The 18,945-nt window shown below is 65.2% G+C and carries 17 protein-coding genes; 13 read left to right on the top strand and 4 right to left on the bottom strand.

Annotated elements, in window-relative coordinates:
• Window positions 1-144: 144 nt before the first annotated feature.
• Complete coding sequence (locus tag ACVWYP_RS28045) at window positions 145-525, bottom strand: hypothetical protein (protein WP_304495619.1); 381 nt, start codon at window positions 523-525, stop codon at window positions 145-147.
• Window positions 526-711: 186 nt separating this feature from the next.
• Between ACVWYP_RS28045 and ACVWYP_RS28040 the strand changes: the two genes are divergently transcribed.
• Entirely contained in the window at window positions 712-969 is a 258-nt protein-coding gene (locus tag ACVWYP_RS28040; RefSeq protein ID WP_304495618.1) for a DUF3551 domain-containing protein, read from the top strand.
• Window positions 970-1,494: 525 nt separating this feature from the next.
• Here the strand turns inward: ACVWYP_RS28040 and ACVWYP_RS28035 are convergent.
• The gene (locus ACVWYP_RS28035; RefSeq protein WP_028340956.1) at window positions 1,495-1,674 is read right to left on the bottom strand and encodes a hypothetical protein; all 180 of its coding nucleotides are present in this window, start codon (window positions 1,672-1,674) and stop codon (window positions 1,495-1,497) included.
• 1,151 nt (window positions 1,675-2,825) lie between these two features.
• Between ACVWYP_RS28035 and ACVWYP_RS28030 the strand changes: the two genes are divergently transcribed.
• From ACVWYP_RS28030 to ACVWYP_RS28020, 3 genes are read left to right on the top strand one after another with little or no spacing between them, the layout of a single operon-like run.
• On the top strand, window positions 2,826-3,794 hold the full coding sequence (locus tag ACVWYP_RS28030) for a tripartite tricarboxylate transporter substrate-binding protein (protein ID WP_028340953.1): 969 nt from the start codon (window positions 2,826-2,828) through the stop codon (window positions 3,792-3,794).
• A complete protein-coding gene (locus ACVWYP_RS28025; protein ID WP_304495617.1) occupies window positions 3,791-4,291 on the top strand; it encodes a tripartite tricarboxylate transporter TctB family protein in 501 nt (166 codons plus the stop codon). The genes ACVWYP_RS28030 and ACVWYP_RS28025 overlap by 4 nt, the downstream gene beginning before the upstream one ends.
• Window positions 4,291-5,790, top strand: a complete 1,500-nt coding sequence (locus ACVWYP_RS28020) for a tripartite tricarboxylate transporter permease (RefSeq protein WP_057020728.1) — start codon at window positions 4,291-4,293, stop codon at window positions 5,788-5,790. The genes ACVWYP_RS28025 and ACVWYP_RS28020 overlap by 1 nt, the downstream gene beginning before the upstream one ends.
• Window positions 5,791-5,981: 191 nt before the next feature.
• Here ACVWYP_RS28020 and ACVWYP_RS28015 read toward each other — a convergent pair whose 3' ends face one another.
• Window positions 5,982-8,258: a TonB-dependent siderophore receptor gene (locus tag ACVWYP_RS28015; protein ID WP_304495616.1), complete on the bottom strand. Its 2,277-nt coding sequence runs from the start codon at window positions 8,256-8,258 to the stop codon at window positions 5,982-5,984.
• Window positions 8,259-8,867: 609 nt separating this feature from the next.
• Between ACVWYP_RS28015 and glyA the strand changes: the two genes are divergently transcribed.
• From glyA to ACVWYP_RS27970, 9 genes are all read left to right on the top strand, one after another.
• Complete coding sequence (gene glyA / locus ACVWYP_RS28010) at window positions 8,868-10,169, top strand: serine hydroxymethyltransferase (protein WP_304495615.1); 1,302 nt, start codon at window positions 8,868-8,870, stop codon at window positions 10,167-10,169.
• 84 nt (window positions 10,170-10,253) lie between these two features.
• Window positions 10,254-10,736, top strand: coding sequence for a transcriptional regulator NrdR (gene nrdR / locus ACVWYP_RS28005; protein WP_016844999.1), 483 nt, complete (start codon window positions 10,254-10,256; stop codon window positions 10,734-10,736).
• On the top strand, window positions 10,733-11,905 hold the full coding sequence (gene ribD / locus ACVWYP_RS28000; protein WP_304495614.1) for a bifunctional diaminohydroxyphosphoribosylaminopyrimidine deaminase/5-amino-6-(5-phosphoribosylamino)uracil reductase RibD: 1,173 nt from the start codon (window positions 10,733-10,735) through the stop codon (window positions 11,903-11,905). The genes nrdR and ribD overlap by 4 nt, the downstream gene beginning before the upstream one ends.
• Window positions 11,905-12,513, top strand: coding sequence for a riboflavin synthase (locus ACVWYP_RS27995; RefSeq protein ID WP_304495613.1), 609 nt, complete (start codon window positions 11,905-11,907; stop codon window positions 12,511-12,513). The genes ribD and ACVWYP_RS27995 overlap by 1 nt, the downstream gene beginning before the upstream one ends.
• Window positions 12,514-12,727: 214 nt before the next feature.
• Window positions 12,728-13,219: a 6,7-dimethyl-8-ribityllumazine synthase gene (gene ribH / locus ACVWYP_RS27990; RefSeq protein WP_209944934.1), complete on the top strand. Its 492-nt coding sequence runs from the start codon at window positions 12,728-12,730 to the stop codon at window positions 13,217-13,219.
• 2 nt (window positions 13,220-13,221) lie between these two features.
• The gene (gene nusB / locus ACVWYP_RS27985; RefSeq protein ID WP_038385411.1) at window positions 13,222-13,716 is read left to right on the top strand and encodes a transcription antitermination factor NusB; all 495 of its coding nucleotides are present in this window, start codon (window positions 13,222-13,224) and stop codon (window positions 13,714-13,716) included.
• 136 nt (window positions 13,717-13,852) lie between these two features.
• Window positions 13,853-14,854 carry a thiamine-phosphate kinase gene (gene thiL, locus ACVWYP_RS27980; RefSeq protein ID WP_304495612.1) on the top strand — a complete coding sequence of 334 codons (1,002 nt, stop codon included), beginning with the start codon at window positions 13,853-13,855 and terminating at the stop codon, window positions 14,852-14,854.
• Between the two features lie 282 nt (window positions 14,855-15,136).
• Complete coding sequence (locus ACVWYP_RS27975; RefSeq protein WP_304495611.1) at window positions 15,137-17,257, top strand: sodium-translocating pyrophosphatase; 2,121 nt, start codon at window positions 15,137-15,139, stop codon at window positions 17,255-17,257.
• A 154-nt stretch (window positions 17,258-17,411) separates the two neighbouring features.
• On the top strand, window positions 17,412-17,567 hold the full coding sequence (locus tag ACVWYP_RS27970; RefSeq protein ID WP_167350400.1) for a hypothetical protein: 156 nt from the start codon (window positions 17,412-17,414) through the stop codon (window positions 17,565-17,567).
• 364 nt (window positions 17,568-17,931) lie between these two features.
• Here the strand turns inward: ACVWYP_RS27970 and ACVWYP_RS27965 are convergent, their stop codons facing one another.
• On the bottom strand, window positions 17,932-18,939 hold the full coding sequence (locus ACVWYP_RS27965; protein WP_028340943.1) for a Bug family tripartite tricarboxylate transporter substrate binding protein: 1,008 nt from the start codon (window positions 18,937-18,939) through the stop codon (window positions 17,932-17,934).
• Window positions 18,940-18,945: the final 6 nt, after the last annotated feature.

The raw sequence follows: 18,945 nt of genomic DNA, 5'->3' as shown, positions 1-18,945 counted from the left end.
ACGATCGTCGTCCTGGCGAAAGCCAGGACCCGTAACCACCGCATTTGACGATGAACGGGATCGCGGCCCCAGCGTCGCGCAACAATTGAGATTTGGGGTAATGGGTCCTGGCTTTCGCCAGGACGACACTGAGTTTGTCGCACCTCAAAACTGAAATGGAGCAACCGAAACCGCGAGCTTTCCGTCGCTTGATTTCTGCACGGTGAATTCGACTTCCTTGGAAGCCTTGATGTCGCCCACGGAAACCGAGATGCCGCCGCTACACTGCAATGTTCGCTTGTCCTCACTGGCCGACGTCGTGACGATCTTTTCAGCGAGGAGGTATTGCGGCTTTGAGTTTTCCGCAGTGGGCTTTGCCGTCGATTCCCTGGCGGCGAAATTGACAAGCGGATTGCGGTGATCGTTGGAGATGGTCTGGAGCACGGCCTTCCGGGTTTCGATTGAATCGCACTCGAGTTGATCGCCGCAGCCACCCAGAACAACCAGAATCGGAAAAGTCAGAAACCAAAGCAGTCGTGACGGCATGCCAATTGACTTGTGTGGGATGGATGGTTTCCGACAACCGACCCGACGGAGCATGGTTCCTGCGCTCGCTCTCGGCGCGGCCGCTCCAGCCGCGGCCCGCGATCTTGCTCACCGGCCGGCCACGATCCGAAGGGAACGCTCATCTTGCCACTCCGTTGGTCCTCGATTGCTTGCGAGGAGCCAATCATGCGCACAACTGTCCTATTCGCTGTCTTGGCGTTCGTCCTGGCGTTCGGCGTTGCAGGGCTGGCAAATGTGAGCCCGGCCAGCGCCCGGGATTATCCCTGGTGCGTGCAGGGGCGCGGCGTCGGCTATCCCGGCGATTGCATGTACCGAACCCGCGCCCAGTGTCTCGCGTCAGCTTCCGGAAGGAACGTGACCTGCGGCATCAGTCCTCGCGCGGCATTTGGTCAGCAGCGGCAGGGATATCGCAGCCGCTATTGATTGTCTCGCCAATGGCGCGCGCAAGGCGGGTCGCGGAGGGGGGCGCTCATAACCGAACGCCGCCCGCTTGAAATGCATGCGAGCGGCGATGGCTCTGGCCCCAGGATGGGTGATGCAAAATCCTGACGACAATTGGTCTGCTGGCGGGTCCAAGAGTTTCGTAGCCAAGAAGAGGTACCTCAACTTCGCAAGCGCCGATACCGGACGGAGCGGCGGCAGATGTCGGGTCTAGGTTAGAATTGAGCACCAAGTTGCTCGGCCTCAGCCTGTACCCCCTCGCTGGGGCCGTTTTTTGAGCCGGCCTCTTTGAAACCTCTGCTGCTCTACGGATAGGTGTGGCCTTTCTGAGCAACGCGCACAGCCAACGGCGTGCGGGGAAGATCCCCAAACTCGGACGAGTCGTAGTCTCGGCCTTCAGGTGTCACGATGTGGATGTCGTAACACTGTGACCGTGAAAGCTCTTTTGCCTTGCGCAGAGCTGCCTCGGCGGTGCCGCGACGGTGCACGATCTCTCCAAACTTGCACCTAGCCTTTACGGTGAAGCTCATCTTTCTTCTTTTTCTTGTTTCGCTTGACGACCTCGGCCTGAGCCCGGAAGGCCTGGGCGAGGTTCTTCATTTGCTCGGCCGCGAATTCGTCAGCCGTCCGGACCGCCGCCTGCTCGGCGGTCTTGGCCTGCTTCTTCAGGTCCTTGGCGATGCCCATGTCCCGTAACTTCCACGCCGTTCCGGCAGTTCCATCCGTCTGATCTCATTGACGCGAAGCTGGCGGGAACTTTTCACGCTCCCGGGCTTTTTGATTTTGCTTTGGGGCAGCCAAACGTCAGCGTTGGAGAGAGGAGCCATGAAGCGACGACGCCGGGTTAGGCAGATTTTCCATCTTGAAGAACGCCTTGCCCAGGAAGCCAAAAGGCTACGTCAACGGGCCAAGAACCTTCCTCCCTGTCGAGAGCGAGAGACCCTGTTGAGGCAGGCGCGGCATGACGAAACCACCGCCAATTTGACGGCGTGGCTGCTGTCCCAAGGTCCGCGGGCACCCATCTAGGAGGACGCTCAATGCATACAAACCACCACCATATCGACGGTGTGGAGATTGCCTTTGTAAGCGCTGCGACCGTGTCGCTTGTGGCTCTCATCGCCTCCATGGCCTGGCTTTTGCTCGGGTGAAAATTGCCAGGTTGAAATTCGACCGAGGGCTCCACCGAGACCCTCATTCGACGGTCGCGCCGGCTTCGCCCTGATTTGCCGGCTTTGCCCAGCCAATCGGCTGTTGCGCGCAAGACACTCGCCTTGGGATATCCCGCAGCGATTTACATAAGCTAATGCTGGAACCGCGCGGTTCTTGATGGATTAGGGCTGCCTGGCTCCAACAGCTCAGCCCCGGATCAGGCAAACGGCCCCAGCACCGGCCTCCAGGCCCCCAAAGGTGCTGGGGCCATTTCGTTGTTTGGCGCATTACCTGATGCGTTTCGGGCGAGCTTCGACAGCGCCACCATCCCGTGAGTGATCTGCCGCAGCGTCCCGTCTGCCCTCAGTGAGCAGGCGGGACGTCGGTGCTACTTGTTCTCCGGCTTCCAGGTCGTGCTGGCGCGATCGTATTTGAAACAGCCGAGGCCCGCTCCGAATCAAAGCAAGCGAAAAATGACCGGCGATGGTGCGGCGATTTGCAGCACTGGCTAGCCGTGCCCTGCGGCTTGCCGAAGGCTGTGGCGAATGGTCGCTAGGGACACGCAGACGCGAGATCGGCGAGCGATTCCTGACCGAAGGGACCGCGCTGTCCGAGTGGCGATGCGATCACGTGACCGGATGCAGCCGGCGATCGGCAGGCTGCTTGCCGAAAATTCAGGAGGAAGCCCCATGATCCCGTCCCACATGCGCCTGGTCGGCGCGGTCGTCGCGCTGTTGCTTGGGGCGAGCGGTCCGGCGCCCGCGCAGCAGCTCGAGCTCAAGCTGATGGCGCCGGCGGCGCCCGGCGGCGGCTGGGATCAGACGGCGCGCTCGATGCAGCAGGCGCTGGTCGCCTCCGGCGTCGCGCGCAGCGTCCAGGTCACCAACGTTCCCGGCGCCGGCGGCAGCGTCGGCATCGCGCAGTTCGTCAACGGCGCAAAGGGCGACGGCAACCAGATGATGGTGAACGGCTTCGTCATGGTGGGCGCACTCGCCATGAACAAGTCGCCGGTGACGCTGGATCAGGTGACGCCCATCGCGCGCCTCACCGAGGAGATCCAGGTCATCGTGGTGCCGGCGAACTCGCCGATCAAGACGGCGCAGGATCTTGCCGCCGCGGTGAAGGCCGATATCGCCAAGGTGACCTTTGCCGGCGGCTCGGCCGGCGGCGTCGACCATGTGATGGCGGCGCTGTTCGCGGGCACGGTCGGCGCCGACGCCAAGAAGATCAACTACATTCCGTTCTCGGGCGGCGGCGAGTCGCTTGCGGCCATTCTCGGCGGCAAGGTCACGGCCGGCATTTCCGGCCTCAGCGAATATGAAGGCCAGATCAAGGCCGGCAAGCTGCGCGCGCTCGGCGTGACGTCGGCGAACCGGCTGCCGGGCGTCGATATCCCGACCTTCAAGGAGCAGGGCATCGATCTCGTGCTGGCCAATTGGCGCTCGGTGGTCGCACCGCCCGGCATCACGCCGGAGCAGCGTAAGGTGCTGAGCGATGCGGTCGAGAAGATGGTGAAGTCCGATTCCTGGAAGGAGATCCTGAAGCAGAAGGGTTGGGATGACGCCTATCTCGGCGGCGACGCCTTCGCGGATTTCCTGAAGAAGGAGATCACGCGCGTGACCGAGGTGCTGAAGTCCGTCGGCCTCGTGAAGTCATGACGCCGGACGCGGCGTCTGAAAATCTCCCGCCCGCGCCGGCGCGGCGCGTCGATCGCGCCGGCGTAATCATCGCGGCCGCGCTTGCCGGGCTTGCCGCGGTGCTGGTGTGGGACGCCAGCAAGCTGCCGTCGACCACGATGTACGGCATGGGGCCGGAGGCGATGCCGGTCGTCATCGCAATCGGCCTTGTCATCCTCGCGGTCGGCAATTTGATCGACGCGCTGCGCGGCAACCTGCCGCCGCGCGAGAGCATGGATCAGAAACCGGTGTGGCTGATCATCGGCGGCCTGGCGCTCCTGATCGCCATCATCGGCCTTGGCGGCGGCTTCATCCTCGCGACCTCGGCGCTGTTCGTCACCACGTCGGCGGCGTTCGGCCGCCGCGCCGTGCTGGCCGACACCGCCATCGCGCTGGTGATCACGACGCTGATTTATCTCGCGTTCGACAAGCTGTTGACGCTGAGCCTTCCCGCCGGCCCGCTGGAGCGACTGCTGTGATGGACACTTTCGCCGCGCTGGCGCACGGCATGGCGGTCGCCATGCAGCCGATGAACCTGCTCTACGCCTTGATCGGCGTGTTCCTGGGCACCGCGGTCGGCGTATTGCCGGGCATCGGTCCGGCGCTGACGGTCGCGCTGCTGCTGCCGGTGACCTACAAGCTCGATCCCGGCGGCTCGCTGATCATGTTCGCCGGCATCTATTACGGCGGCATGTATGGCGGATCGACCACCGCGATCCTGATCAATACGCCGGGCGAGAGCGCGTCGATGGCGACCGCGCTCGAGGGCAACAAGATGGCCAAGGCCGGCCGCGGCGGTCCGGCGCTGGCGACCTCGGCGATCGGCTCGTTCGTGGCCGGCACCATCGCCACCATCGGCCTCGCATTCCTTGCGCCATGGCTGGTCGATTTCGCGGTGCGCTTCGGGCCGGAGGATTACTTCGCGCTGATGTGCGTCGCCTTCGTCACGGTGTCGGCAACCTTCGGCGACTCGCCGGTCCGCGGCCTCACCAGCCTGTTCATCGGCCTCACGCTCGGGCTGGTCGGGATCGACAAGCTGACCGGTCAGGCGCGGCTTGCCTTCGGCATCCCCGAGCTGCTCGACGGCGTCGAGGTGACGACGCTCGCGGTCGGCCTGTTCGCGGTCGGCGAGGCGCTCTATGTCGCCTCGCGCCGTCATCACGCCGAGGAGAAGCTCGAGCCGGTGCGCGGCTCGCTGTGGATGACGCGGGAGGACTGGCGGCGGTCGTGGAAGCCGTGGCTGCGCGGCACGCTGTTCGGTTTTCCGATCGGGGCGCTGCCGGCCGGCGGCGCGGAGATCCCGACATTCCTGTCCTATTCCACCGAGCGGCGGCTGACCAAACATCCCGAGGAGTTCGGCAAGGGCGCGATCGAAGGCGTCGCAGGGCCGGAAGCGGCGAACAACGCGTCCGCCGCCGGCACGCTGGTGCCGCTGTTGACGCTCGGGCTGCCGACCTCGGCAACAGCTGCAATGATGCTGGCGGGCTTCCAGCAATACGGCCTCAACCCGGGGCCGCTGTTGTTCGCGGAGCGGCCCGATCTGGTGTGGGGCCTGATCGCGAGCCTGTTCATCGCCAACGGCATGCTGCTGGTGCTCAATCTGCCGCTGGTCGGTCTCTGGGTGCGGCTGCTGGCGATTCCGCAGCCTTGGCTCTATGCCGGCATCCTGGTGTTCGCGACCATGGGCACGATCGCGGCGAAGCCGTCGGTCGTCGAGCTGTCGATGCTGGCGGCGTTCGGCGTGATGGGCTTTCTGATGCGCCGGTTCGACTTCCCGATCGCACCCGTCGTGATCGGGCTGATCCTCGGGCCGATCGCCGAAAGCCAGCTCCGTCGCGCGCTGGCCATCAGCCTCGGCGATCCCATGGTGCTGCTGCAAAGCCCGATGTCGGCGACGCTGCTCGGCATCGCGCTGATCGCGCTGCTGGCGCCGTTCGTGCTCAAGGGGCTCGGGCGATTCAAAGCGAACGAGGATTAGGACGCGACCAGACCGTAAAAGGCCCGCTCCGGGGCTCGCATTTCGGAGCGGGCCAGTCTGGGCACGGCAAATATCGCCGCGACGCAAAACCTAGCGCGACAAGCTGACACCACCCTGACGACGGCAAAAAAAGCGAGGCAGCTGAACGCCACCTCGCTGTCGCAGGATTTTCCGTGAACGGAAAGTTCAGCTCACCATTTGTAGGCGAGGCTCGCCGTGATGCGGCGGCGATCGCCGTAATAGCAGGAGCTGATGGTCGCGCAGCTCGCGACATAGATCTTGTCGGTGACGTTCACGACATTGAGCGCCGCGCGCCAGTTGTTGTCCCATTCGTAATGCAAGGCGAGGTCGCCCAGCACGACGCCCGGGACGCGTGCGGTGTTCGCGGTGTCGGCAAAGGACGAGCCGACATAGCGCACGCCGCCGCCGAAGCCGAAGCCCGTGAGCGGGCCGTCGCGGAAGGTATAGTCGGTCCACGCTGATGCGAGCTGCCGCGGCGCGTTGGTCGGCACGGTGCCGATCAGCGCAGGATTGAGGTCCTTGCTGACGAACAGCTCGTAATTGGTGTAGCTCGCCACCAGCTTGAAATCGCGCGCGATGTTCGCGACCGCCTCAAGCTCGACGCCGCGTGAGGTGACTTCGCCGTTCTGGGTCTGGAACAGCGGATTGTTCGGATCGGTTGTCAGCGCGTTCTTGCGCTTGAGGTCGAAATACGCGACGCCGAACCGTGCGTTGAGCCCGACCGGCTCGTACTTGACGCCGACCTCGGTCTGCTCGGAGGTTTCCGGCAGCAGCAATTGGCCGGCCGCGGTGGTGCCGATGACCGGATTGTAGCCCGTCATGTAGGAGACGTAGGGCGCAACGCCGCTGTCGAAATTGTAGATCGCGCCGACACGGCCGGAGAACTTGCTGTCGTCGCGGCCCTGGGACGCGCCGATCCGGTTGTTGTTGGTGAGATCGACCCAGTCCTGGCGTCCGGACAGCACGACCGTCAGGCGGTCGAGCTTGACCTGATCCTGCAGATAGAGCCCGGCCATGCCCTGGGCGAGATAGCCGTTCTGATAGAGTGGGCCGCTATACGGCCGGTTGGTGCCATAGACCGGATTGAGCACGTTGAGATTCGTGCCCATGCCAAAGCCCTGGCGGTCGTCGATGCCGTAATATTTCAGATCGACGCCGACCAGCGCGGTGTGCTGCAGCGCGCCGGTGGTGAAGCGGTATTCGAGCTGATTGTCGAGGTTGAGCTGGGTGGCGATGCCGCGGGTGTAGAAATTGCCGCGCGTGATGTCGGCGGCGGCCGGCGTCGTCGCGTAGCCGAGCCCATAGAGGCCGGCATAATAGACGTCGACATGCGCCATGCGCGCGTTCTGGCGGAAGTCGACGCTGTCAGTCACGCTCTTCTGGAACTGGTAGCCGACCATCTGCTGGTCGCGGCGGAACTGGTCGGCGCTGGGATCGCCGACGAACAGGCTGGTCGGAATCCGGCCGAACGGCGCGTTGGTGACGGTGCCGACATAGGGCAGGAAGTTCAGCGCGCGGGTGTTGCTGTGCGAGGCCATGCCGAACACGGTGAGGCTGGTGTCGGCATCGGGCCGCCAGGTCACCGACGGGGCAAAGAAGAAGTTGTTGTCGTAGACATAGTCGGTCTGGGTGCCGCCGCCCTGGGCCTGGCCGACCAGGCGGTACTGCACCTGGCCATTGCCGGGCTGCGCCGTCGCGCCGCCGATGTCGAACTGGGTATAGGCGTTGCCGAAATTGTTGACGCCGGTCTCGATGTAGCGAATGGGCTCGGCCTGCGGCAGCTTGCTCACCGCGTTGACGAGGCCGCCCGGCGCCGAGCCGCCATACAGGATGCCGGACGGACCGCGCAGCACCTCGACGCGCTCGAGATTGAAGGGCTGCAGCTTCCAGCTCGCATAGGAGGTGTAGAACAGCTGCAGGCCGTCGAGGAACAGCGACTCGTTCTGCGCGGGGAAGCCGCGGATCATGAACCAGTCGTTGCGGAAATCGGCGCCATAGGTGCCGCCGATGACGCCCGGCGTGTAGCGCAGCACCTCGTCGAACTTGCTGACGATCTTCTGGTCGCGGATCTGCTCGGCGCTGATGACGGACACCGATTGCGGCGTCTGGATGATCGGCGTGCTGGTCTTGGTGCCGCTGGCGCTCAGCCGCGCCAGATAGCCGGTGACCGGGCCGTTGGCGCGTTCGTGCCCGCCGCCTGCGCCTGCCGGCTGCTGTGCGAGTTGTGGCTGGGTGGCCACTGGCGCAACTGTTGCGCGGCGCGAGGCACTGCGTGCGCGCGTGGTCCGTTGCGAAGGCTGCTGCGATCGCGCCGCTTGCCGCTGCGGCGCTTCGACGGTCACGGACGGCAATTGCGTCTGGGCGAAGGCATCGTCAGCAACGACAACCGAAAACACAACGACAGCCGAAGCAGCAAACCGCTGCGGCCGAATCCACCTGCACGACATTTATTCCACGCTCCGTAAAAAAATCTTGAGCGAGTCGTTATCACGGTGATTTTCGCGAGCGGCCTGCACGCGGTTAGAAGCTGTCGAAGTTGCGCGCAAAGCTTGGCTGTGTGACCGGGAGACAACGGCGCATGACGCGCAATTGCACGCATCGCGTGAGAGCTTTGAATCGATCCAGTGTTGAACGATTCAAAAATCGAACGATTCAAAAATCGTCTCGCCGTCTCGTGAGTCAATGCATCGCGATCGCGCGCGTCATGCTCAGGCGGCTCCGATGTCGCGTGGTTGTGCGAGCAGGGCTTGCAAACCTCGAGGTGCTGGTCGTCCTGTCCGTTAGCCCCGCGCGGGCGGGAAGGGGGGCGTCACGTTCCATTCGGCGGCCGCCTCAGCCGTGCTCGCCGGGCGGCTGGAACGGGGTGGCGGGGGCGGCCACCCCGCCGGCTGGCAATCCCCGCCATCCCCACCATATCTGGCATAATTGACCGGCAGGGACCGCAACCGCTTGGCCATTTTGGGGCGATGTGATAACGCTCTGAAACCAGCTTCGACCGCCACTCGTGACCGTCCGCATCCCGCCTAAAGGCTTGCGGCGGTGGAGATATTTCGCCGATGACCTCATCCACCAAGACCGCTTCCGCGCCCGACTCCTTCTTCACCGCGACCCTCGCCGAGGCCGATCCCGAGATCGCCGCCGCGATCAAGGGCGAGCTCGGCCGGCAGCGTCATGAGATCGAGCTGATCGCCTCCGAAAACATCGTCAGCCGCGCCGTGCTGGAGGCGCAGGGCTCGGTGATGACCAACAAATACGCGGAGGGTTATCCGGGCGCGCGCTACTACGGCGGTTGCGAGTGGGTCGACGTCGCCGAGAATCTGGCGATCGAGCGCGCCAAGAAGCTGTTCGGCGCCGGCTTCGCCAACGTCCAGCCGAACTCCGGCAGCCAGATGAACCAGGCGGCGTTTCTGGCTTTGCTGCAACCCGGCGACACCTTCATGGGCCTCGACCTCGCGGCCGGCGGCCATCTCACCCACGGCTCGCCGGTCAACATGTCCGGCAAGTGGTTCAAGGCTGCGCACTACACCGTGCGCCGCGAGGACCAGATCATCGACATGGACGCGGTGCAGAAGCAGGCCGAGCAGGTCAAGCCGAAGCTGATCATCGCCGGCGGCTCGGCCTATTCGCGCGCCTGGGACTTCAAGCGTTTCCGCGAGATCGCGGACTCCGTCGGCGCGTATCTGTTGGTCGACATGGCGCATTTCGCGGGCCTCGTGGCCGGCGGCGTGCATGCCTCGCCGGTGCCGCACGCCCACGTCACCACCACGACGACGCACAAGTCGCTGCGCGGCCCGCGCGGCGGCCTGATCCTCACCAATGACGAGACGCTGGCCAAGAAGCTGAACTCGGCGATCTTCCCGGGCCTGCAGGGCGGTCCGCTGATGCACGTCATCGCCGCGAAGGCAGTGGCGTTCGCCGAAGCGCTGCGGCCGGACTTCAAGGTCTACGCCAGGAACGTGGTCGAGAACGCCAAGGCGCTGGCGGAGACGCTGCGCGGCCACGGCCTCGACATCGTCTCCGGCGGCACCGACAACCATCTGATGCTGGTCGATCTCAGGCCGAAGGGGCTGAAGGGCAACATCTCCGAGAAGGCGCTGGTGCGCGCCGCCATCACCTGCAACAAGAACGGCATCCCGTTCGATCCCGAAAAGCCGTTCGTCACCTCCGGCCTGCGCCTCGGCACGCCGGCGGCGACCACGCGCGGCTTCGGTGTCGCCGAGTTCAAGCAGGTCGGCGGCATGATCGCGGAAGTGCTGAACGCGCTGGCGCAGTCGCCGGACGGCAAGGCGCCGCTGGTCGAGGCCGCGATCAAGGAGCGCGTCAAGGCGCTGACCGATCGCTTCCCGATCTATCAGTAAGGCCCGTTCGTTTTTTTGAGCATGATCTCTTCGGAAAACCGCTTCGCACTTTTCCGGATCATGCTCGTGTAGAGGTCCCGTCGGATGCGCTGCCCGAGCTGCAATTCTCTCGATACGCAGGTCAAGGACTCGCGTCCGACCGAGGACTCCGCGGTCATCCGCAGGCGTCGCGTCTGCATGGCCTGCAACTTCCGCTTCACAACCTTCGAGCGGGTGCAGCTGCGTGAGCTGACCGTCATCAAGCGAAACGGCCGCCGCGTGCCGTTCGACCGCGACAAGCTGGTGCGCTCGCTGCAGATCTCCTTGCGCAAGCGCCCGGTGGAATCCGAGCGGGTGGAGAAGATGGTGTCGACCATCGTGCGCGAGCTCGAAAGCGGCGGCGAGGCCGAGGTCTCCTCGGAGGCGATCGGCGAGATCGTGATGGAGCATCTGCGCCAGCTCGACGACGTCGCCTATGTGCGCTTCGCCTCGGTCTATCGCAACTTCCGCGAGGCCAAGGACTTCGAGGCCGTGCTCGACGAGTTGACCGGCGAAGAGGACCCGCGGCTCGCGACGCTACGCAAATGATCTTCCGCATTCTGGAAGACCAGTTCGCGCAGAAGGCCAAAGAGGCCAAGGAAGCAGCCAAGGAAGCGGCGAAGGCGGCCGATCTGCGCTTCATGCAGCTGGCGCTGGCGCTCGGCCGGCGCGGGCTTGGGCGCACTTGGCCCAATCCGGCGGTCGGCGCGGTGATCGTCAAGGACGGCGTCATCGTCGGCCGCGGCTGGACGCAAGCAGGCGGCCGGCCGCATGCCGAGGTCGAGGCGCTGCGGCGCGCAGGTGACGCCGCGCGCGGCGCCACGCTCTATGTGACGCTCGAACCCTGTTCGCATTTCGGTCGTTCGCCGCCCTGTGCGGATGCCGTGGTTGCGGCCGGGCTCGCCCGCGTCGTCTCGGCGATCGAGGATCCCAATCCGGAAGTCGCGGGGCAGGGGCACGCCAAGCTGCGCGCCGCCGGCATCGCGGTGGATGTCGGGCTGTGCGCGGCGGAGGCTGCGCGCGACCATGCCGGACACTTCCGCCGCATCCGCGACAAGCGCCCGCATGTGATCCTCAAGCTCGCGGTGTCCGCCGACGACAAGATCGCTGCCAGCGGCCACAAGCCGGTCGCGATATCAGGCGAGGCCGCGCGGACCCGGGTGCATCTGCTGCGCGCGCAGAGCGACGCGATCCTGGTCGGCATCGGCACGGTCAAGGCCGACGATCCGCTTTTGACCTGCCGGTTGCCGGGGATGGCGGCGCGCTCGCCGGTGCGCCTGGTGCTGGACCGCGCGCTGCGCATTTCAGGCGACAGCCGCCTGGTGCACTCGGCGCGCGAGACGCCGCTCTGGGTGCTGACCTCCGACATGGCGGAGGCGCCTGCCGCGGTGAAGTTAGGTGCCGCCGGGGCGCAGGTGATCCGCGTCGCCGTCAGCGCGCCTGAAGGTCTCGATCTGCCGTCCGTCCTGCATGCGCTGGCCGAGAAGGGGATCTCGCGGCTGCTGGTCGAGGGCGGATCGCGCGTGGCAAATTCTTTCGTGGCAGCCGGCCTTGTCGATGAGATCTGGCTGTTGCGCGGACCCGATGCGATCGGTGCCGACGGCGTTCCCGCGCTGGACGCAATGCCGCTCGACGCAATCACGCAGTCGCCCGCCTTCCGGCTTCGTGCTAGCGAAACCCTCGGCAAAGACAGTCTCATGATCTACGAGCGTGCGTAATGTTTACCGGAATTGTCACCGATATCGGTGAGATCACCAGCCTGAAGCAGGTAGCGCAGGGGCAACTGCATCGGATGCGAATTGCCTGCGACTACGACCAGACCACGATCGCCGACGGCGCCTCGATCGCCTGCAACGGCGTCTGCCTCACCGTCGTCGCCTCCGGCACCGCCGATGGCAAGACCTGGTTCGATGTCGATGCGGCGGCCGAGACGCTCGGCATGACCACCGCCAAGCATTGGGCGCAGGGCGGCAAGCTCAATCTCGAGCGCGCGCTCAAGATCGGCGACGAACTCGGCGGTCACATTGTGGCCGGGCATGCCGATGGCATCGCCACCATCGTCAAGCGCGACGACCTGCCCGACATGGCGCGCTTCGAGCTGCGAACCAGCCGCGAACTGGCGCGTTTCATCGCGGCGAAGGGTTCGATCACGCTGGACGGCGTGTCGCTGACCGTGAATACGGTCGACGACGTGACATTTTCGGTGCTGATCATCCCCCACACGCTTGCTGTGACGACCCTGAGCGGCTGGAAGGCCGGCAGCGAGGTCAATATCGAGGTCGATCTGATGGCCCGCTACGCGGCGCGGCTGTCGGAGATGAAATAGCTTCGGCCTGGGCATTGCGGCCAAGACAGACGTCCCTATCTGCCTATGCGCCTCGGGCGATTTTCAGCCCGGGCGGCCTATGCATTGCAGGCGAACCCGGCCTGAAAAATCGGGCTGATCGCGGTGACATCCGGGCCAGTATTGCCCTTGGCTTTAGCCCCTGCTGCGCCTAAAACGCTGCACAACTCCTCCCCAAGTTCCGATTGGTATTGCAATGGCTGACGCGCGGCGCGCACCCCTGAAGGACCAGACCGACATTACCGGCGCACGCGTGCTGATCGTCGAGGCGCGGTTTTATGACGACATCCAGGATGCGCTGCTGGAAGGCGCGCTTGCCGAGATCAAGGCCGCAGGCGCCAGCCATGACGTGATCACGGTGCCGGGCGCGCTGGAGATTCCGGCGGCGATCGCGATCGCGATCGATGCGGCTGAAGCGAACGGCAAGCCCTATGACGCGGCGATCGCGCTCGGCTGCGTGGTGCGCGGCGACACCATCCATTTCGAAATCGTCTCGCAGGAGTCCTCGCGCGGATTGATGGATTTGGCCGTCAGCCGGAAATTCCCGCTCGGCAACGGCATCCTCACCGTCAACACCGAGGCGCAGGCCTGGGCGCGGGCGCGTGCCAGCGAACTGAACAAGGGCGGCGATGCGGCGCGTGCGGCGCTCGCGATGCTGCGGATCAAACGCCGCCTGGCAAAGGCCTGACCATGGCTGACAACAAGAAGCCCGCGAAAGCTCCCGACAGAAAAGCCAACCGCCGCGGCGCGGCACGGCTTGCGGCGGTGCAGGCGCTCTACCAGATGGACATTGGCGGCGCCGGCATCAACGACATCTTCGCCGAGTTCGAGAGCCACTGGCTCGGCAACGAGGTCGAGGGCGAGAAATACCTGCCGGCGGAAGCCGCGTTTTTCCGCGACGTGGTCTCCGGCGTGGTGCGCGACCAGGCCAAGCTCGATCCGCTGATCGACGAGGCGCTGTCGAAGGGCTGGCCGCTGAAGCGGATCGACGCCATCCTGCGCGCGGTGCTGCGGGCAGGCTCCTACGAGCTCGAGCACCGCAAGGACGTGCCGGGCCGGGTGGTGGTCTCCGAATATGTCGATGTCGCGCACGCCTTCGTCGAAAAGGACGAAACCGGCATGGTCAACGCCGTGCTCGACCAGATCGCGCGCCAGTTCCGCGGCGACGAGTTTGTGCGGAGCTGAGTGGAGACATATGATCGCTTGACCGTCACCCTGAGGAGGCCGCGCAGCGGCCGTCTCGAAGGGCGGCGGCCCGGCTGGGGCCGTGCATCCTTCGAGGCTCGCTCCGCTCGCACCTCAGGATGACGGGGCTGCTATCGTGACGCAGAGCGACAAACCGATATCCGGCGAAGACTCCCTGATCGCGCGCTATTTCAAGCCGCTCGCGACCGATCCGGGTGCGTTCGGGCTCGACGATGACGCCGCCGCGCTGAGGGCTGATGGCGAGGACATCGTGGTCACCACGGACGCCATCGTCGAGGGCGTGCACTTCCTTCTCGATGATCCGCCCGATACGCTGGCGCGCAAGGCGCTGCGGGTGAACCTCTCCGACATCGCCGCCAAGGGCGCGGTGCCGGCAGGCTTCGTGCTGACGCTGGCGCTGCGCGGCGCCGAGGAGGCCTGGCTGAAGCCGTTTGCCCGGGCGCTCGGCGAGGACGCCGCGCATTTCGGCTGCCCGCTGCTCGGTGGCGACACGGTCTCGACGCCGGGGCCGCTGATGATCTCGATCACCGCGTTCGGCCGGGTGCCGCAGGGCACGATGGTGCATCGCGCGGGGGCACAGGCGGGCGACCGTGTGTTCGTCACCGGCACGATCGGAGACGCCGCGCTCGGCCTCGATGTGCTCCGGGGTGGCCCGGTCGCCGCGGCTCTGGCGGACGATGTCGTCGGGCGGGATTTTCTTGCCGCCCGTTACCGCGTTCCGCAGCCGCGCAACGCGTTGGCCAAGGCCGTCCGCACCCACGCCAGCGCCGCGATGGATGTGTCCGACGGTCTTGCCGGCGATCTGGCCAAGCTTTGCGCAGCCAGTGGTGTGGCGGCCGTGATCAATGTGCCGAGTGTCCCGTTGTCGTCTGCAGCCGCAGGGCTGCTCGCGCGCAAGGCGATTGATATCGAGACCTTGGTGGCCGGCGGTGATGATTACGAGCTCTTGTGCGCGGTCCCGAGCCATCATGTCGACGCGTTTCTGCGGGACGCACGGCAGGCCAAGGTCGCGGTAACCGCAATCGGCGGCCTGATCGCAGGCTTGTCGCCACCAAGCTTCCTTGACGGGCAGGGCCGGGAACTGAAGTTGAAGCGGCTGTCCTACAGCCATTTCTAGAGCGTTTTCGAGCGAAGTGAGCGGTTCGCGTTGAGAAAACGCGTCGGAACGGAAGCAGCGCTAGACTTCCCGCGCCTGATGGCGCCGATTTTCCTTCTAAATAGCTGCCGATATCGGCGTTTTCGGCCACAGGTGGCGTTGCACAGCGGTAACGATTTTGGCAAGGTCGCGCCCGATTTGAGGCAATCCGTTTTTGGGGAGGATTGTCCTCGCAAAATAAGCGCCTGCCGCCCCCTAGCGGCACAAGAAGGCGCGGGGGTTACATCAAGGATCTGAGGCAACATGACAGCTTTATGGTTGATTGTGCTCTGCGGGGCGCTTTCCATCGTCTACGCGATCTGGGCGACGCAGTCGGTCTTGAACGCGGATGCGGGCAATGCCCGCATGCAGGAAATCGCGGCCGCGGTGCGCGAGGGCGCACAGGCCTATCTGCGGCGGCAGTACACTACGATCGGCATGGTCGGTATCGTGATCTTCGTGGTGCTGGCCTACTTCCTGGGCCTGCTCGTGGCGATCGGCTTTGCGGTCGGCGCCATCCTGTCGGGGGCTGCCGGCTTCATCGGCATGAACGTCTCGGTGCGCGCCAACGTCCGCACCGCGCAGGCGGCAACCACCTCGCTCGCCGGCGGCCTCGAGCTCGCCTTCAAGGCGGGCGCGATCACCGGCATGCTGGTTGCCGGTCTCGCGCTGCTCGGCGTCACCATCTACTTCATGGTGCTGGTCAAGTTCATGGGTCTCGAAGCGGGCAGCCGCACCGTGGTCGACGCCATGGTGGCGCTCGGCTTCGGCGCCTCGCTGATCTCGATCTTCGCCCGTCTCGGCGGCGGCATCTTCACCAAGGGTGCGGACGTCGGCGGCGACCTCGTCGGCAAGGTCGAGGCCGGCATCCCCGAGGACGATCCGCGTAACCCGGCCACCATCGCCGACAACGTCGGCGACAATGTCGGTGACTGCGCCGGTATGGCGGCGGACCTGTTCGAGACCTATGCGGTGACCGCGGTCGCCACCATGGTGCTCGCGGCGATCTTCTTCGCCAAGACGCCGATCCTGGTGAACATGATGACGCTGCCGCTCGCGATCGGCGGTATCTGCATCATCACCTCGATCGTCGGCACCTTCTTCGTCAAGCTCGGTGCCAGCCAGTCCATCATGGGCGCCCTCTACAAGGGCCTGATCGCCACCGGCATCCTGTCGCTGGTCGGCGTCGCGCTCGTGATCAATTGGCTGGTCGGCTTCGGCAAGCTCGACGGCGTCGACTATACCGGCATGGCGCTGTTCTGGTGCGGCGTGGTCGGTCTCGTCGTCACCGGCCTGATCATCTGGATCACCGAATACTACACCGGCACCGACTACCGCCCGGTGAAGTCGATCGCCTCGGCCTCGGTCACCGGTCACGGCACCAACGTGATCCAGGGTCTCGCGGTCTCGATGGAAGCGACCGCGCTGCCCGCGATCGTGATCATCGCCGGCATCCTGGTCACCTACAGCCTGGCCGGCCTGTTTGGCATCGCGATCGCGACCGCCACCATGCTGGCGCTGGCCGGCATGATCGTCGCGCTCGACGCGTTCGGGCCGGTCACCGACAACGCCGGCGGCATTGCCGAGATGGCCGGCCTGCCCAAGGAAGTGCGCAAGTCGACCGACGCGCTCGACGCGGTCGGCAATACCACCAAGGCGGTGACCAAGGGCTACGCGATCGGCTCCGCCGGCCTCGGTGCGCTGGTGCTGTTTGCGGCCTATAACCAGGACCTCAAATTCTTCATCAGCGACGCCAACGCCCATGCCTACTTCAAGGGCGTCAACCCGGACTTCTCCCTGAACAATCCTTACGTCGTGGTCGGCCTGCTGTTCGGCGGCCTGCTGCCGTATCTGTTCGGTGCGATGGGCATGACCGCGGTCGGTCGCGCCGCCGGTGCGATCGTCGAGGAAGTGCGCCGTCAGTTCCGCGAGAAGCCCGGCATCATGCAGGGCACCGACAAGCCCGACTACGGCAAGGCGGTCGACCTGCTGACCCGGGCGGCGATCAAGGAGATGATCATCCCGTCGCTGCTGCCGGTGCTGTCGCCGATCGTGGTCTACTTCCTGATCTACGCGATCGCGGGCGGTGGCGCAGCCGGCAAGTCGGCGGCATTCTCCGCGGTCGGTGCCATGCTGCTCGGCGTCATCGTCACCGGTCTGTTCGTCGCGATCTCGATGACCTCGGGCGGCGGCGCATGGGACAACGCCAAGAAGTACATCGAGGACGGCCACTACGGCGGCAAGGGCTCTGACGCCCACAAGTCCGCGGTGACCGGCGATACCGTCGGCGATCCCTACAAGGACACGGCGGGCCCGGCGGTGAACCCGATGATCAAGATCACCAACATCGTGGCGCTGCTGCTGCTGGCGATCCTGGCGCACTGAGCGGCGCGACACGACTGAAGCGCAAAATCCCGCGGTGCGAGCCGCGGGATTTTTATTTCTGCATGGGCTTCGTTCGGCGTGCTTGCCGAACTGATCGACTTTCCGCCAACGATATCCGCCGAGACCCAGACGCGAACAACACGGAGATCAATCGATGTCGCTCTCATCCGCACGGAACTACGCGCTCCGCGCTTCCAAATCACAGGATCAGAAGGAGGCCATCGAGCTGCTGTCGAAGGCGATCATGGAACTGGCAATGTCGATTGAAGCAACCGACGCCAAGGTCAAGAAGATCAACAAGTCGTCGTAGCCGCACCGTGCTGCGGACTGGGACAGAATCGTAGGGTGGATTAGCGAAGCGTAATCCACCGACAGGTCTAACCGCGGCGGCGGATTACGCCTTCCGCCTTCGCTCGTTGAGCTGCGGCGGACGCGGTTGGCTAATCCGCCCTACAGCTCAGCAGTCGTCATCCCCGCGCAAAGGCTTCGCCTTTGTCGCTGGAGGTGCGAGCCTTGCGGCGCAATTGCGCCGCTGGGCGAGCCTCGAAGGATGAGAGGCGGTGCATGCGGCCATCCTTCGAGACGCCGCGCAAGCGCGCGGCTCCTCCAGCGACAAAGGCGAAGCCTTTGCGCGGGGATGACGCCGGGTACGCGGCGCGAGCTTTGTTCGGAGGCTATTTCACCTCCATCTGCAAGCCTTCCTTCTCGATGATTGCGGCAAACTTCTTCGTCTCGGCGTCGACGAAATCGGAGAATTGCTGGGGCGTGCCGTAGTCGGCGCGCGCGCCCATGCCGGCGATGTTCTTCTTGACGTCGTCGCGCTCCAGCATCGCCTTGACCTGGCGGTTCAGTTCGTCGAGCACCGGGGCAGGCGCGGTCTTCGGCAGGAAGACGCCGAACCAGGACGAGACGTCGAACTTTGCCAGTTCCGGCGCGCCCTCGCGCATCGTCGGCAGGTTCGGTGCGGAATCGCTGCGCTCCGGCGTGGTGACACAGAGGCCGTTGAGCTTGCCGTCCTGCACCTGCGGCAGCGACGGATAGAGATTGTCGAACAGGATCTGGATGTCGCCGGCGAGCCCCGCCTGCAATGCGGGACCGGCGCCGCGGAACGGCACGTGCGTCATCTTCAGCCCGGTGAGTTGCAGGAACCAGGCGCCGGTGAGGTGAGGGCTCTGTCCGGTGCCGGACGAGCCGTAGGTGAGCTTGTCCGGGTTCTGCTTCAGGAAGGCAATCAATTCGGGGATCGATTTGAGGCCGGTCGACGGATGCGCCGACACGATGTTCGGGATACGGATCATGTTGGAGACCGGCTGCAACTGGTCGGCCTTGTAGGTCAGGTTGCGGAAGATGCTGTAGGCGATCGCGTTGGGGCCGGGATTGCCGATCAGGATGGTGTGGCCGTCGCCCTTGGCGCGCGCGACCTCGGATGTGCCGATGGTGCCGCCGGCGCCGGAGCGATTCTCCACCACCACCGACTGGCCCCAGAGCGGCTGCAAATGCGCCGCCAGCAGCCGCCCCATCACGTCGGTCGAGCCGCCCGCCGCCGCCGGCACGATGATGCGGACGGTCTCGGTCGGCCGCCAGTCGCCGGCGCCGAGGCTTGTGCGCGGCAGGATCGACGCGGCCGTCATCGCGGCCGTGCCCGACAATACCGTACGACGGGAAAATCTCTTGGCTCTCATGCGCTT

The organism is Bradyrhizobium sp. USDA 3262 (assembly GCF_054060035.1).
Note: the sequence above shows the minus strand (reverse complement) of the source record. Positions and strands in the feature narration are given on the sequence as shown.

Coding starts and splice junctions, on each gene's coding strand:
- ribH (WP_209944934.1), top strand. CDS start 12,728: ATGGCTGACGCGCGGCGCGCACCCCTGAAGGACCAGACCGACATTACC.
- ACVWYP_RS28020 (WP_057020728.1), top strand. CDS start 4,291: ATGGACACTTTCGCCGCGCTGGCGCACGGCATGGCGGTCGCCATGCAG.
- ACVWYP_RS27965 (WP_028340943.1), bottom strand. CDS start 18,939: ATGAGAGCCAAGAGATTTTCCCGTCGTACGGTATTGTCGGGCACGGCC.
- ACVWYP_RS28045 (WP_304495619.1), bottom strand. CDS start 525: ATGCCGTCACGACTGCTTTGGTTTCTGACTTTTCCGATTCTGGTTGTT.
- ACVWYP_RS27995 (WP_304495613.1), top strand. CDS start 11,905: ATGTTTACCGGAATTGTCACCGATATCGGTGAGATCACCAGCCTGAAG.
- nrdR (WP_016844999.1), top strand. CDS start 10,254: ATGCGCTGCCCGAGCTGCAATTCTCTCGATACGCAGGTCAAGGACTCG.
- ACVWYP_RS27975 (WP_304495611.1), top strand. CDS start 15,137: ATGACAGCTTTATGGTTGATTGTGCTCTGCGGGGCGCTTTCCATCGTC.
- ACVWYP_RS28030 (WP_028340953.1), top strand. CDS start 2,826: ATGATCCCGTCCCACATGCGCCTGGTCGGCGCGGTCGTCGCGCTGTTG.
- ACVWYP_RS28025 (WP_304495617.1), top strand. CDS start 3,791: ATGACGCCGGACGCGGCGTCTGAAAATCTCCCGCCCGCGCCGGCGCGG.
- nusB (WP_038385411.1), top strand. CDS start 13,222: ATGGCTGACAACAAGAAGCCCGCGAAAGCTCCCGACAGAAAAGCCAAC.
- ACVWYP_RS28035 (WP_028340956.1), bottom strand. CDS start 1,674: ATGGGCATCGCCAAGGACCTGAAGAAGCAGGCCAAGACCGCCGAGCAG.
- ACVWYP_RS28040 (WP_304495618.1), top strand. CDS start 712: ATGCGCACAACTGTCCTATTCGCTGTCTTGGCGTTCGTCCTGGCGTTC.
- glyA (WP_304495615.1), top strand. CDS start 8,868: ATGACCTCATCCACCAAGACCGCTTCCGCGCCCGACTCCTTCTTCACC.
- ACVWYP_RS27970 (WP_167350400.1), top strand. CDS start 17,412: ATGTCGCTCTCATCCGCACGGAACTACGCGCTCCGCGCTTCCAAATCA.
- ACVWYP_RS28015 (WP_304495616.1), bottom strand. CDS start 8,258: ATGTCGTGCAGGTGGATTCGGCCGCAGCGGTTTGCTGCTTCGGCTGTC.
- ribD (WP_304495614.1), top strand. CDS start 10,733: ATGATCTTCCGCATTCTGGAAGACCAGTTCGCGCAGAAGGCCAAAGAG.